We start from the raw sequence: 14,579 nt of genomic DNA, 5'->3' as shown, positions 1-14,579 counted from the left end.
CTGACCGCGCTGGCGATCTTTTTGAAGGAGAGAACTTCCGATGACCACCGCCCGACCCGCGAAGGCCCGTGACGAGGGCCAATGGGCACTGGGAAATCGTGAGCCGCTGAACCCGAACGAAGAGATGAAGCGGGCCGGCGCCCCGCTGGACGTGCGGGAGCGCATCGAGACCAACTACGCCAAGAACGGCTTCGACAGCATCGACAAGAGCGACCTGCGGGGGCGTTTCCGCTGGTGGGGCCTGTATACCCAGCGCGAACAGGGCTACGACGGCACGTTCACCGGCGACGACAATGCCGAGTTGCTGGAAGCCAAATACTTCATGATGCGGGTGCGTTGCGACGGCGGCGCGCTGTCGGCGGCCGCGCTGCGCACCGTGGGGCAGATTTCCACCGAATTCGGCCGCGACACCGCCGACATCACCGACCGCGAAAATGTGCAGTACCACTGGATCGAAGTGGAGAACGTCCCGGAAATCTGGCGGCGGCTGACCGAGGTCGGGTTGCAGACCGCCGAGGCATGTGGTGACTGCCCCCGCGTGATCCTGGGCTCACCGCTGGCCGGCGAGTCGCTCGACGAGGTGCTCGATCCGACCTGGGCGATCGACGAGATCGTGCGCCGCTACATCGGTCAGCCCGACTTCGCCGACCTGCCGCGCAAGTACAAGACCGCGATTTCTGGCCTGCAGGATGTGGTCCACGAGGTCAACGACATCGCGTTCATCGGCGTCAACCACCCCGAGCATGGACCCGGCCTGGACCTGTGGGTCGGCGGCGGGCTGTCGACCAACCCGATGCTGGGACAGCGGGTGGGCGCCTGGGTGCCGCTCGAGGAGGTGCCCGAGGTGTGGCACGCAGTGACCTCGATCTTCCGCGACTACGGCTACCGACGTTTGCGCTCCAAAGCGCGGCTGAAGTTCCTAATCAAGGACTGGGGCGTAGAAAAATTCCGTGAAGTTCTCGAAACCGAGTACCTCAAGCGTCCGCTGATCGACGGCCCGGCCCCCGAGCCGCCGAAACATCCGATCGACCACGTCGGCGTGCAGCGACTCAAGAACGGGCTCAATGCGGTCGGCGTCGCCCCGATCGCGGGACGTGTGTCGGGCACCATCCTGTCCGCGGTGGCCGATCTCGCCGAGCGGGCAGGCTCGGACCGGATCCGGCTCACTCCTTACCAGAAGCTGGTCATCCTCGATGTGCCCGACGACAAGCTCGACGACCTGACCGCCGGTCTAGAGGCACTGGGCCTCCAGGCGAAGCCATCGCATTGGCGCCGGAATTTGATGGCGTGCACGGGGATTGAGTACTGCAAGTTGTCATTCGCCGAAACCCGGGTGAAGGCGCAGTCTTTGGTGCCCGAACTGGAGCGTCGGCTCACCGACATCAACCAGCAGCTCGACGTGCCCATCACTGTCAACATCAACGGTTGTCCCAATTCATGCGCCCGCATTCAGGTCGCCGACATCGGGCTGAAGGGTCAGATGGTCGATGACGGAGAGGGCGGCTCCGTCGAGGGTTTCCAGGTTCACCTGGGCGGCAGCTTGGGCCTGGACAGCGGATTCGGCCGAAAACTGCGCCAGCACAAAGTCACCAGCGATGAGCTCGGCGACTACATCGAGCGGGTCACACGCAACTTCGTGAAATATCGCGGCGAGGGTGAACGTTTCGCACAGTGGGCTATGAGGGCAGACGAGGACGATTTGCGATGAGCGAACGAACAACCAAACTTCCAGAAGCCGAACTGCGGGCACTTGCCGCCCGCGGTGCGGCCGAGCTGGAGGGTGCCAGCGCCGCCGACGTGTTGCGTTGGACTGACGAAACGTTCGGGGGCATCAACGGGCCGCGCGGCTGGGCCACCTGCAACTACGTGGTGGCTTCCAGCATGCAGGAGGCCGTGTTGATCGATCTGGCGGCAAAGGTGCGCCCCGGCGTTCCGGTGGTGTTCTTGGACACCGGTTATCACTTCGTGGAGACCATCGGTACCCGCGACGCGATCGAATCCGTGTATGACATCCGGGTGCTCAACGTCACTCCCGAACAGAGCGTGGCCGAGCAGGACAGACTGCTGGGCAAGGATCTGTTCGCGCGCGATCCCGGCGAATGCTGCCGGCTGCGTAAGGTCGCTCCGCTGGGCAAGACGCTGCGTGGATACTCGGCGTGGGTGACCGGACTGCGACGGTCGGAAGCCGCGACGCGCGCCAACGCGCCGGTGGTCGGCTTCGACGAGGGCTTCAAGCTGGTGAAGGTCAACCCGATGGCGGCGTGGACCGACGAGGACGTGCAGAACTACATCGACGAGCACAGTGTGCTGGTCAATCCGCTTATCTACGAAGGCTATTCATCGATCGGCTGCGAGCCCTGCACGGCCAAGCCGCTGGCTGGCGCCGACCCGCGCAGCGGACGCTGGCAGGGACGCGCCAAGACCGAATGCGGTTTGCACGCGTCGTAGCGCCGGACGCTCGGTAGGACGACGACGAATCCCGCCGTCAGGCCGACGTCAGCGTGTTCTCATCCTCATCGGCCTCGTCCGCACGACTGGCGTCCCTTGCCTCAAGGGCGATCGGCGGCACCCGGGTGGCACGCACGTAGACGGTGTCCCCCTCGCGCAAGGCCAAGGCCTCGGCGTCGCCGCGCGTGATCTGGGCGGTGAAGAAGCCACCGGTGGCGGCGCTGGTCAACTCCACCCGTACCTCGAAACCCAGCGTTACCACTCGGTCGACGACGGCGCGCACCACCCCGACGGACTCGGCGGTGCCGTCCCCGCCGGCGATCGCCATCTCGGGGTTGCGGCCCACCCGGATGTCGTGCGGTCGCACCAGCGTGCCGTTCAGGGTGGACACCGCGCCGAGGAACGACATCACAAATGCGTTCGCCGGGGCGTCATAGACGTCGGTCGGGGATCCGATCTGCTCGATGCGGCCCTGGTTCAGCACCGCGATGCGATCGGCGACATCCAAAGCCTCGGCCTGGTCGTGGGTGACCAGCACCGTGGTCACATGCACCTCGTCGTGCAGGCGTCGCAACCACGCTCGCAGATCCTCACGCACCTTGGCATCCAATGCGCCGAACGGCTCGTCGAGCAGCAGCACTTGCGGATCGACCGCCAGCGCCCGCGCCAGCGCCATCCGCTGCCGCTGGCCACCCGAGAGCTGGTTGGGGTAGCGGCCCTGAAACCCGCTCAGTCCCACCACTTCCAGCAGGTTGTCGACCTTGGCTTTGATCTCGGCTTTGGGTCGCTTGCGGACCTTGAGCCCGTAGGCCACGTTGTCGCGGACCGTCAAGTGCTTGAAGGCCGCGTAGTGCTGGAACACGAACCCGATGCCGCGGCGCTGCGGCGGCACCCGGGTCACGTCACGACCGTAGATCGTGACGCTTCCGGTGTCGGGTTGGTCGAGGCCGGCGATGGTGCGCAGCAGGGTCGACTTGCCCGAACCGCTGGGACCCAGCAACGCCGTCAGCGAACCGGTGGGCACGACGAAGTCCACGTGGTCCAGTGCGACGAAATCGCCATAACGTTTGTTGGCGTCGCGCACGATGATGGCGAGGTCGTCGCGATTGGCGTCAGTCACGGTCATTCCCCTCGTCAGGCCTGTCTGGCCGCTCGTGCGCGGCGCGCGTCGAGCACCACCTGGAAAACCAGCACCAGCACGGCAACTCCCATCAGCAGCGTGGACAGCGCGTAGGCGCCGTACTCCGCGCCGCGGTTGTACCGGTCGGAGACAAGCAATGTCAGTGTCTGCGACTTTCCCGGCAGGTTCGACGACACCATCAGCACGGCACCGTATTCCCCCAGGGTACGTGCGATGGTCAACACGATGCCGTAGGTCAGACCCCACCGGATGGACGGCAGGGTGATCCGCCAAAAGGTTTGCCACCACCCCGAACCCAGGGTGGCCGCCGCCTCCTCCTGGTCGGTTCCCAGCTCGTGCAGCACCGGCTCCACTTCGCGCACCACGAATGGCAGGGTGACGAAGATGCTGGCGAGCACGATTCCCGGCAGGCCGAAGATGATTTTGAACCCGAGGTCTTTTTCCACGAACCCGAGCGCACCCGCCGACCCCCACAGCACGATCAACGCGACACCCACGATGACGGGCGAGACCGCGAACGGCAGATCGATGACCGCCTGCAGCACGCCCTTGCCACGAAACCTGTTGCGCGCGAGGACCAGTGCCGTGGGGATACCGAAAACGACGTTGAGGGGCACCACGATGGCCACCACCAGTAGCGTCAGATTCAGCGCCGATATCGCCGCGGGGGTGCTGACCCAGGCGTAGAACTGGCCGAGCCCGGGTTGAAATGTCCGCCACAGAATCAACGTCACCGGAATGACCAGCAGCACGAAGATGTATCCGAGCGCGATGAATCGCAACCAATAGCGGACTCCCGCAGACGATGTCATGCGGACAGTTCCTCTCGCTTGGCCGCGTGTCCACCCACGATTCGCAAGATGAGTAGGACAACAAACGAAATCGCCAACAGCACAATCGATATCGCGGCGGCACCGGTGCGGTCGTCGTTCTCGATCAAGGTGCGTATCCACTGCGACGACACCTCGGTCTTGCCCGGTACCGCACCACCGATGAGCACCACGGATCCGAACTCGCCGATCGCCCGAGAGAATGCCAGGCCCGCACCGGATAACAACGCGGGCAGCAGTGACGGCAGCAGCACGGAGGTGAAGATCTTCGGACCGCTGGCACCAAGCGACGCCGCCGCCTCCTCGGTTTCGCGATCCAGTTCCAGCAGCACCGGCTGGACGGCGCGCACCACGAACGGCAGCGTGACGAAGGCCAGCGCCACCGCCACACCCCACGACGTGTGCTGCAGATGCAGACCGACCGGGCTGTTGTTGCCGTACAACGCCAGCATGACAAGGCTGGCGACGATGGTGGGCAACGCGAATGGCAGATCGATGATCGCGTCGACGAGCCGCTTGCCCGGAAAGTCATCACGCACCAGCACCCACGCGATCACCAGGCCGAAGATCAGGTTGAGCACAGTGACCCCGGCCGAGATCGTCAGGGTCACCCCGAACGACTCCAGCGCGGCATTCGAGGAGACCGCGAGCCAGAACGCGTGCCACCCGCCACCCGCGGATTGCCAGGCGATCGCCGCCAACGGCAGCAACACGATCACCGAGAGCCACACCGTGGCCACGCCGACGCGAAGGGCGGTGGTCCCGCGGCCGCGCCCGGGAAGCGGACCCGGTGGCGCGTCACCGCGGAGCTCGGGCCGGATTGCCAGCGGGTCCGGTGTGATCGCCGTCATCCGGTGGCCTTCGTGTAGATCTTGGTGATGCTGCCGGTGTTCTTGTCGAACAGCTGCGGATCCGCCGTGGCCCAGCCACCCAGGTCGGCGATGGTCCACAATTTCGCCGGCACTGGGTACTGGTTTCGGAAATCGGCGGCGACGGCCGGATCCACCGGCCGGAAACCGGCCTGCGCCCATACCTTTTGGGCCGCTGCCGTGTACTGAAAGTTCTTGAAGACGACCGCGGCATCCAGGTGCGGGCTGGTGTTGACCACTGCCACCGGATTGTCGATCTTGAAGGTCTGCGGCAAGTTGATGTGTTCGACGGGCTTGCCCGCCCGTTCGGTGGCGATGGCCTCGTTCTCGTAGCTGATCAATACGTCACCGCTGCCCTGGACGAAGACATCGGTGGCTTCCCGTCCCGATCCGGGGCGCAGTTTGACGTGTTCGGTCACCAACTTCTTGATGAAATCCACACCGGCATCGCTGTGGGCGCCGCCTTCGCTCTTGACGGCGTACGGCGCGAGCAGATTCCACTTGGCCGATCCGGAACTCAGCGGGCTGGGTGTGATGACCTCTACGCCGGGCCGCAGCAGGTCATCCCAGTCCTTGATGTTCTTCGGATTTCCCTTCCGCACCACCAACGTGACGACCGAGCCGAATGGAATTCCCTTGGTGGCGTCGGCATTCCAGTCCTTGGAAACCTTGCCGGCCTTAACCAGTCGAGCGATGTCGGGTTCGACGGAGAAGTTCACGACGTCGGCCGGCTTGCCGTCGACAACCCCGCGGGACTGATCACCGGAGGCCCCGTAGGAGGTGACGACTTGCACGCCCTTGCCCTCGTCGGAGGCATTGAACGCGGGAATTATCTTGCTCCAACCGGGTTCTGGGACCGAGTAGGCGACCAGGGTGATGCTCGTGCGCGCGTTGGCCAGCCCACCGCCGCCGACGGCATCACTGGCGCCACCGGAGCATCCGGCGGTGAGGCCGGCAATCAGGGCAAGGGCGAGGACGGGCCGCCAGCGCAATGCGGTCCTTGTGTCCATTGAGGGCCTTCCGGTGCGGAACGTATGGGATTTGCGTCCCGTTTCTGCGGAAAGGCACCTATTACTTCAGGAGAATTCGAAAACTCCAGACCAGACCGCGCACGGGTTTGGGAGTCAGCGACAACAGTGCACGAGGGCATAGCACCCGGGAATGCCAATGGCAACGCGCATGGCGGGAAGCCTAACAGGAATTGAGGTTGCCGCCACCGCGCCGGTGGGGAGTAAACGGGCCATGCCGTCAGCCGTGCATCGAATGGGTTACCAACCACGTGACGACCACCAGCGCCACCAGGATGACGAGAATCAGCGTCACGTGGGACCGGGGCATGGGCGCTACCCGGAGGTCCCGTCGGCGTGGCGGGTTCGGCGCATCAGCTCGATGCCCTTGCCGAGCAGACCATCCAGCAGGGCCGCCGTGGCGTAGGCCACCGCCAGCACCACCGGCATCACCACCATGGCCTGCAGTACGAAAGGAAGCCCCGAAAGCCATAGCTCGTTGCCGTCCCACCAATTGAGGAACGCGTTCACGGACTCACCCTATTCGGCCCGGCTGCCGAAGACCAATGTGTGAAGATCGGCGCATGACAGTCCCACCGGTCGACACGACCTGCTTGATTGCCGGAGGCGGACCGGCGGGCATGGTGCTTGGCCTGCTGTTAGCCCGCGCCGGCATCGACGTCACGGTGATGGAAAAGCACGCCGACTTCCTGCGCGACTTCCGCGGAGACACGGTGCACGCGAGCACGTTGCGGCTGCTCGACGAGCTGGGTCTGGCGTCGCAGTTCAAGCAGCTTCCGCATCGCCTGATTGACAGCGTTCGCATGGAGATCCAGAACCAGCCGGTGGCACTCGACCTGACCCACCTTCCGGGCGCACACCAACACATCGCCCTGGTACCCCAGTGGGACTTCCTGGAGATGCTGGCGACCGCCGCCCAGACCGAACCCAGTTTTCGGTTATTGCGCAGCACCGAGGTCATCGGGGTGATTCGCGATCCGGACGGTCGGGCGGGACACGACCGGATCGTCGGCGTCAAGTACCGCGAGCAGAGTGGCGAGGTCAAAGAGATGCGCGCCGCGTTGACGGTGGCCTGCGACGGTCGCTCGTCGACGGTGCGCTCCGCGGTGGGGCTGAGGCCGCACAGCTTCGGCGCGCCCATGGACGTGTGGTGGTTCCGGCTGCCACGCCATCCCGGCGACCCCGGCGGACTGGGCGGCGTGCTGCGCGCCGGGCACGCAACGATCGTGATCGACCGCGGCGAGTACTACCAGATCGCCTACATCATTCCGAAGGGAACCGACACGCAGCTGCGGGCCCAAGGCATCGAGGCGCTACACCGCGCACTGGTCAGCATGGTGCCCTGGGTCTCTGACCGGGTCGACACACTGACGTCGTTCGACGACGTGAAACTGCTTGATGTGCAACTGAATCGGTTGCCGCGCTGGTATGCCGACGGGGTGCTGTGCATCGGCGACGCCGCGCACGCGATGTCGCCGGTCGGGGGTATCGGCATCAACCTCGCGGTGGCCGACGCGGTGGCCGCGGCGCGCATCCTGGCCGGCCCGCTGCGCGCGGGGCGGGTTTCCACCCGGCAGCTGGCACGGGTGCAAGGGCGCCGCTGGATCCCGACGGCCATGCTGCAAGGTGCGCAACGAATGATCCATGCCAAGGTCATCGCGGCGGCGGTGGCCGGAACCCAGCAGCGCGCCCCGGCGGGGGTGAAGCTGGTCGGCCACTTCGCCGTCTTGCGGCGACTGGTCGGCTACCTGGTCGCCATCGGCCCGCTGCCCGAACACGCCCCCGGATACGCCAGACGCAGCGGATAGGCGCGCCACGCCACCTCGGCGAAACGTTGGACGCGCGACCGCTGAGCGTCGATGATGTCCAGATGGTTCTGCATGCCCAGCCCGAAGACCAACCGGCCCAACCGGGCGAAGCCATGCCCGACGAAGCGTTCCAAGGTGCCCCCACCACGTCGATGTCGTCGTCCATCGACTTGCGCACGCCCGGACCCCTTGCTCCCAGCGCGGGCCTGAGGAACCCGTTTCCGCCGATCGCCGACTATGCGTTCTTGTCGGACTGGGAAACCACCTGCCTGATTTCTCCCGCCGGGTCGGTGGAATGGCTGTGCGTGCCCCGGCCGGACTCCCCCAGCGTGTTCGGGGCAATCTTGGACCGCAGCGCCGGTCATTTCCGGCTGGGTCCCTACGGCGTCTCGGTGCCCTCGGCCCGCAGGTACCTGCCGGGCAGCCTCATCATGGAAACCACCTGGCAGACCCATACCGGGTGGCTGATCGTGCGTGATGCGCTGGTCATGGGCCCCTGGCACGACCTGGAGCGGCGGTCGCGGACGCATCGGCGCACCCCGATGGACTGGGATGCCGAGCACATTCTGCTGCGCACGGTGCGCTGCGTCAGCGGCACCGTCGAACTGATGATGAGCTGCGAGCCGGCGTTCGACTACCACCGCGTCGGCGCCACCTGGGAGTACTCCGCCAACGCGTACGGCGAGGCCGTCGCACGCGCCACCAAGGAACCCGACGCCCATCCGACGTTGCGGCTCACCTCCAACCTGCGGATCGGGCTGGAAGGTCGGGAGGCACGCGCACGCACCCGGATGAAGGAGGGCGACGACGTGTTCGTCGCCCTGAGCTGGACCAAGCACCCGGCGCCGCAGACCTACCAGGAAGCCGCCGACAAGATGTGGCAGACCACCGAGTGCTGGCGGCAGTGGATCAACATCGGTAACTTCCCCGACCACCCCTGGCGGGCGTACCTGCAGCGCAGTGCGCTGACGTTGAAGGGCCTCACCTACTCGCCCACCGGTGCGCTGCTGGCCGCCAGCACCACGTCGCTGCCGGAAACACCGCAGGGCGAACGCAACTGGGATTATCGCTACGCCTGGGTGCGCGACTCCACGTTCGCGCTGTGGGGTCTGTACACGCTCGGGCTGGACCGCGAGGCCGACGACTTCTTCGCCTTCATCGCCGACGTCTCCGGGGCCAACCACAACGAGCGCCATCCGCTGCAGGTGATGTACGGCGTGGGTGGCGAGCGCAGCCTGGTTGAAGAAGAGCTGCATCACCTGTCCGGCTATGACCATGCCCGGCCGGTGCGAATCGGCAACGGCGCCTACGACCAGATCCAGCACGACATCTGGGGCTCCATCCTGGACTCCTTCTACCTGCACGCCAAGTCGCGCGAGCAAGTCCCGGAGTCGTTGTGGCCGGTGCTGAAAAAGCAAGTGGAAGAGGCGATCAAGCACTGGCGCGAGCCGGACCGCGGGATCTGGGAGGTGCGCGGGGAACCGCAGCACTTCACGTCGTCGAAGGTGATGTGCTGGGTGGCGCTCGACCGCGGGGCCAAACTCGCCGAACGGCAGGGCGAGAAAAGCTATGCCCAGCAGTGGCGGGGCATCGCCGAGGAGATCAAGAACGACATCCTGCAGCACGGCGTGGACTCCCGCGGGGTGCTCACCCAGCGCTATGGCAGCGACGCGCTGGACGCCTCGCTGCTGTTGGTGGTGCTGACGCGGTTCTTGCCGCCGGATGACCCGCGGGTGCGAAACACCGTCCTGGCGATCGCCGACGAACTCACCCAGGAGGGCCTGGTGCTGCGCTACCGGGTCGAGGAAACCGACGACGGGCTGTCCGGCGAGGAGGGCACCTTCACGATCTGCTCGTTCTGGCTGGTGTCAGCGCTGGTCGAGATCGGGGAGGTCCGGCGCGCCAAACGCCTGTGTGAGCGGCTGCTGTCCTACGCCAGCCCGTTGCACCTCTACGCCGAGGAGATCGAGCCGCGCACCGGCCGGCAGCTGGGCAACTTCCCGCAGGCGTTCACCCACCTGGCGCTGATCAATGCGGTGGTGCACGTGATCCGCGCCGAGGAGGAAGCCGACGGCTCCGGGATGTTCCAGCCCGCCAACGCACCGATGTAGTGGCGATCGCGAGCGCGGCGAAGCCGGGCGAAGCGGGTCACCACCATCAGGTGTAGTGGCGATCGCGAGCGCGGCGACGCGTCAGGTCTGGGCGCCGAGTTTGTCCATGATCGCGTGCGTGAGGTCGATGGCGGTGGTGTTGATGTCGCCGTTCCCCACATCACCTGGGTTAGAGATGGGAATGAAGTCGACCGTGACCTCGACCAAGCAGGTTCCCTTGAGGCCAAGGGCCCGGGCTGTGGGGGTATCCCTCAAGCCGGAGTGTGGGCCGGATCCCATCGAAACCGTAGCCGCGACAACCGAATCCAGGACACGTACGTCGGAGATGGCGTCCGATTCGTACACCTCGATGGGCGTTATCGTCAGCGTGGTGCCGTCGCACTTCTGCCACTGCGCGCTGAACTTGGCGAATAACGCGTTGGCGTCCGCCGCCGTCCGCAACGCCACGACGCCTTCCTCGACGCTGTCGACCTTCACGGAATCACCTTTGTGCACCCACATTTCGCCGGCCGTGTCTTGTATCGGCGCGGAGCCATACGGTCCCCGCTGCATCAGGTGGACCACGCCGATGCAGTCGGCGGGCACCCCGCCATCCCCAGCGGTTCCCAATTTGTCGCTGCCCCCGAACTCGGAGTAGTGCGGGTAGGGCTGGAACGGCTGGCTGAGCAGCCGTGCCAGCGCGGTACCGTCGAACAGGACCCGTTTGATGGCTGGCACCCGTCCTGCGCTGCGCGCCAGACTTGCTGTGCCAGCGGTGGTTTCGGCGCACCCGCTCGCCAGCACCACGGCAGCCAACGCGGCCAGCGAGCGCCAGCGGCCTTTCACTTCTTGCCTCGCCCTTTCCCAACGCCGTTTGTCGGCAGTCTACGGTTTCCGGTGCGTTGTCCGGCCGCTAACTAGCGACAACGTAATGCTGGGCGTTGTCTCGGCCGTGAGCCAGGATGCGGCGTCAGCCCAGAGCGCTGACTTTGTCCATCAAGGCGTGCGCTACGTCGATGGCGCTGGAGTTGATGTCGGCCGAGCCCGGGTCGGAGGACCGTCGGCCGCCGAAGAACACCACCTGAACCTCGACGAGGCAGTTCGACCTGATGCCGATGGCGCGTGCCTGTGGGGTGGGTCGCAGCGGCGGCATGTTGGGCAGTATCGATGTCGCGGTTTTGGTCGCCGCGATGGTGGATTCCGTGGCGCGGACATCGCTGATGACGTTGGTGGTGCTGATCGGGCCGCTCTGTTCCGAGGTCGTCATGCCGTTGCACTGCTGCCACTGCTGGGAGAATTGCGCGAACAGCGCCTGGGCCTGCGTGGCCGACGGAAGGGTGACCACGCCCTCCTCAACCACGATCACCTGCGCCGGCTCGCCGTTGTTCCACCACGACTCCGACGCGACATCTTTCACGTCGGCGGACCGGTACACGTCCTGCTGCAGCATCGCCGTCACGCCCAGGCAACCGGTCTGCGACATCGATCGCCTGACCTGATAAAGCTTTTCGGGCCCCCCGAATTCGGCGGGATCCCGCGCCACGAAGGTCTGATTAAGCATCCGCGACAGCGTCGCGCCGTCGAGAAGCACCTGCTTGACCGTCGCGCCGCTGAGCGGTCGCGGCTTCAGGTTCGGCGCCGGCTTCGCCGTGCCCGCCACGACCCCGCCGCAACCCGTCGCCAACACTGCCACCGCCACCAGCACCGTCGTCGCCCCCGGTATCCGCATGGCTACTTTTTGCCCTTGTCCCCTGCGGCGTCGGAGGACAACGCCGCGACGAACGCCTCCTGCGGCACATCGACCCGGCCGATGGTCTTCATCCGCTTCTTGCCTTCCTTCTGCTTTTCCAGAAGCTTGCGTTTACGGGTGATGTCGCCGCCGTAGCACTTGGACAACACGTCCTTGCGGATCGCGCGAATGTTCTCGCGCGCAATGATTTTCGATCCGATGGCCGCCTGGACGGGCACCTCGAACTGCTGGCGAGGGATCAGCTCCTTGAGCTTGGTGGTCATCTTGTTGCCGTACGCCGATGCCCCATCCTTGTGGACGATCGCGCTGAAGGCGTCGACCGCCTCGCCCTGCAACAGGATGTCGACCTTGACCAGTTGGGCCTCCTGCTCGCCGGCCTCCTCGTAGTCCAGGCTGGCGTAGCCGCGGGTGCGTGACTTCAGCGAGTCGAAGAAGTCGAAGATGATCTCCCCCAACGGCATCGTGTAGCGCAACTCGACCCGTTCGGGTGACAGGTAATCCATGCCGCCCAGCTCGCCGCGGCGCGACTGGCACAGTTCCATGATGGTGCCGATGAATTCGCTCGGCGCGATGATCGTGGTCTTGACCACCGGCTCGTAGACGTCGCGGACCTTACCTTCCGGCCAGTCCGACGGGTTGGTCACCACGATCTCGCTGTTGTCCTCCTTAACCACGCGATAGACGACGTTGGGCGACGTCGAAATCAGGTCCAGGTTGAACTCACGCTCCAGGCGCTCGCGGGTGATCTCCATGTGCAGCAGACCCAGGAAGCCGCAACGGAATCCGAACCCCAACGCCACCGATGTCTCCGGCTCGTACGTCAGGGCCGCGTCGTTGAGCTGCAGCCTGTCCAGGGCGTCGCGCAGATCCGGGTAGTCGGAGCCGTCCACCGGATACAGGCCCGAGTAGACCATCGGCTTGGGTTCGCGGTATCCGGTCAGCGCTTCGGCGGCACCGTGGCGTGCCGTCGTCACCGTGTCACCCACCTTGGATTGGCGGACGTCCTTGACACCGGTGATCAGGTAGCCCACCTCCCCCACGCCCAGGCCGTCGCTGGCCTTCGGCTCCGGCGAGACGATGCCGACCTCGAGCAGTTCGTGGGTGGCGCCGGTGGACATCATCGCGATGCGTTCGCGCGGGGTGATCTTGCCGTCGACCACCCGAACGTAGGTCACCACGCCACGGTAGATGTCGTAGACCGAGTCGAAGATCATCGCCCGCAGCGGCGCGTCGGCCTTACCCTGCGGGGACGGCACCTCGCGCACCACGTGATCGAGCAGGTCGGCAACGCCGTCTCCGGTCTTGCCGGAGACACGCAGCACCTCGCCCGGCTCGCAGCCGATGATATGGGCGATCTCGGCGGCGTAGCGATCGGGATCGGCGGCGGGCAGATCGATCTTGTTCAGCACCGGGATGATGTGCAGGTCGCGGTCCAGCGCAAGGTAGAGGTTGGCCAGCGTCTGCGCCTCGATGCCCTGCGCGGCGTCGACCAGCAGCACCGCGCCCTCACACGCCTCCAGCGCCCGTGACACCTCGTAGGTGAAGTCAACGTGGCCCGGGGTGTCGATCAGGTGCAGCACGTAATCGGTGTCGCCGACTTTCCACGGCAGGCGCACGTTCTGGGCCTTGATGGTGATCCCGCGCTCGCGCTCGATGTCCATCCGGTCCAGGTACTGGGCGCGCATCGACCGCTCGTCGACGACGCCGGTGAGCTGGAGCATCCGGTCGGCCAGCGTGGACTTGCCGTGGTCGATGTGGGCGATGATGCAGAAGTTCCGAATCTGCGCCGGCGGAGTGAAGGTCTTGTCGGCGAAACTGCTGATGGGAATCTCCTGGTGCACTGAAGCTTGACGGGCGCTTCGCGGCCGTTTCTAGGGCGGTTCGCGGGCATGTCCAGCGTATCCAGACAGGGCCGCCGGAACCTACTTGGACACAATCGCACCCCCGCCGCTCGCGTCTATGCTGCGAATATGGCGTCTCCCCGGAAATCCCAGTGGAAGACGTTTCAGCGGTTTGCCGAGAATTTGGTGTTCAGCGGCGCCCCGCGCCTGGTCCGGCAAGTGCAGAACTCCCAGACTGTGCTGCGCGAGCTGCAGCAGGCGGTGAGGATCACCGCGAACGTCATCGCCGCGGTCGCGCCGCCGCCTTCCGAGGCGCCCGTCACCGGCCGGCCTGTGACCAGCGGCAGCCTTCCCACGGCGCAGCGGGCCCGCAAGCTGGTGTACGCGCCGAGCCTGGACGGCCGGGCCGATCCCGGCGAGATCGTCTGGACGTGGGTGGTCTACGAGGACGACCCCACCCAGGGCAAGGACCGGCCCGTCCTGGTCGTGGGACGGGACCGCAGCGTCCTGTTGGGGTTGATGGTGTCCAGCCAGGAGCGTCACGCTGAGGACCCCGACTGGGTTGGAATCGGTTCCGGCCCTTGGGATTACGAGGGCAGGCAGAGCTGGGTCCGGCTGGACCGCGTACTCGACGTACCCGAAGAGGGCATTCGCCGCGAGGGCGCCATTTTGGATCGCGAGACCTTCGATGTGGTGTCCGCCCGGCTGCGCGCCGACTACTTCTGGCGTTGACTTTCCGCCCCGCCCGGCGACGATGCGGGTCGCGCAGCGGCT

The 14,579-nt window shown here is 65.8% G+C and carries 13 protein-coding genes; 5 read left to right on the top strand and 8 right to left on the bottom strand.

Annotated elements, in window-relative coordinates; genetic code table 11:
• Nucleotides 1-40 precede the first annotated feature (40 nt).
• Entirely contained in the window at nt 41-1,708 is a 1,668-nt protein-coding gene (locus tag A5782_RS06785; RefSeq protein ID WP_067096862.1) for a nitrite/sulfite reductase, read from the top strand.
• Nucleotides 1,705-2,448: a phosphoadenylyl-sulfate reductase gene (locus tag A5782_RS06780; RefSeq protein WP_067096859.1), complete on the top strand. Its 744-nt coding sequence runs from the start codon at nt 1,705-1,707 to the stop codon at nt 2,446-2,448. Before A5782_RS06785 ends, A5782_RS06780 begins: the two co-directional genes overlap by 4 nt.
• Before the next feature lie 37 nt (nt 2,449-2,485).
• Here A5782_RS06780 and A5782_RS06775 read toward each other — a convergent pair whose 3' ends face one another.
• From A5782_RS06775 to A5782_RS06755, 5 genes are all read right to left on the bottom strand, one after another.
• On the bottom strand, nt 2,486-3,574 hold the full coding sequence (locus A5782_RS06775; RefSeq protein ID WP_067096856.1) for a sulfate/molybdate ABC transporter ATP-binding protein: 1,089 nt from the start codon (nt 3,572-3,574) through the stop codon (nt 2,486-2,488).
• Between the two features lie 8 nt (nt 3,575-3,582).
• Nucleotides 3,583-4,401 carry a sulfate ABC transporter permease subunit CysW gene (gene cysW / locus A5782_RS06770; protein WP_067096853.1) on the bottom strand — a complete coding sequence of 273 codons (819 nt, stop codon included), beginning with the start codon at nt 4,399-4,401 and terminating at the stop codon, nt 3,583-3,585.
• The gene (gene cysT / locus A5782_RS06765) at nt 4,398-5,270 is read right to left on the bottom strand and encodes a sulfate ABC transporter permease subunit CysT (protein WP_067096850.1); all 873 of its coding nucleotides are present in this window, start codon (nt 5,268-5,270) and stop codon (nt 4,398-4,400) included. Before cysT ends, cysW begins: the two co-directional genes overlap by 4 nt.
• Nucleotides 5,267-6,298 (bottom strand): sulfate ABC transporter substrate-binding protein, encoded by a 1,032-nt coding sequence (locus A5782_RS06760; RefSeq protein WP_067096847.1) that lies wholly within the window; start codon nt 6,296-6,298, stop codon nt 5,267-5,269. Before A5782_RS06760 ends, cysT begins: the two co-directional genes overlap by 4 nt.
• 333 nt (nt 6,299-6,631) lie before the next feature.
• Nucleotides 6,632-6,826 carry a hypothetical protein gene (locus A5782_RS06755; RefSeq protein WP_067096844.1) on the bottom strand — a complete coding sequence of 65 codons (195 nt, stop codon included), beginning with the start codon at nt 6,824-6,826 and terminating at the stop codon, nt 6,632-6,634.
• 53 nt (nt 6,827-6,879) lie between these two features.
• Here A5782_RS06755 and A5782_RS06750 point away from each other — a divergent pair, with 53 nt between their 5' ends.
• A complete protein-coding gene (locus A5782_RS06750; protein WP_067096841.1) occupies nt 6,880-8,124 on the top strand; it encodes an FAD-dependent oxidoreductase in 1,245 nt (414 codons plus the stop codon).
• Between the two features lie 62 nt (nt 8,125-8,186).
• A complete protein-coding gene (locus A5782_RS06745) occupies nt 8,187-10,235 on the top strand; it encodes a glycoside hydrolase family 15 protein (RefSeq protein ID WP_067096839.1) in 2,049 nt (682 codons plus the stop codon).
• 81 nt (nt 10,236-10,316) lie between these two features.
• Here A5782_RS06745 and A5782_RS06740 read toward each other — a convergent pair whose 3' ends face one another.
• From A5782_RS06740 to lepA, 3 genes are all read right to left on the bottom strand, one after another.
• Nucleotides 10,317-11,060 (bottom strand): sensor domain-containing protein, encoded by a 744-nt coding sequence (locus A5782_RS06740; RefSeq protein WP_067096836.1) that lies wholly within the window; start codon nt 11,058-11,060, stop codon nt 10,317-10,319.
• 124 nt (nt 11,061-11,184) lie between these two features.
• Nucleotides 11,185-11,943, bottom strand: a complete 759-nt coding sequence (locus A5782_RS06735; protein WP_067096833.1) for a sensor domain-containing protein — start codon at nt 11,941-11,943, stop codon at nt 11,185-11,187.
• Nucleotides 11,944-11,945: 2 nt separating this feature from the next.
• Complete coding sequence (gene lepA / locus A5782_RS06730) at nt 11,946-13,805, bottom strand: translation elongation factor 4 (RefSeq protein ID WP_067096830.1); 1,860 nt, start codon at nt 13,803-13,805, stop codon at nt 11,946-11,948.
• Between the two features lie 129 nt (nt 13,806-13,934).
• On the opposite strand from lepA, the gene A5782_RS06725 reads away from it, so the two are divergent.
• Entirely contained in the window at nt 13,935-14,537 is a 603-nt protein-coding gene (locus tag A5782_RS06725; protein ID WP_067096818.1) for a type II toxin-antitoxin system PemK/MazF family toxin, read from the top strand.
• Nucleotides 14,538-14,579: the final 42 nt, after the last annotated feature.

Origin of the sequence: Mycobacterium sp. 852002-40037_SCH5390672 (genome assembly GCF_001665875.1) — a bacterium.
Classification (GTDB): Bacteria; Actinomycetota; Actinomycetes; order Mycobacteriales; family Mycobacteriaceae; genus Mycobacterium.
Note: the sequence above shows the minus strand (reverse complement) of the source record. Positions and strands in the feature narration are given on the sequence as shown.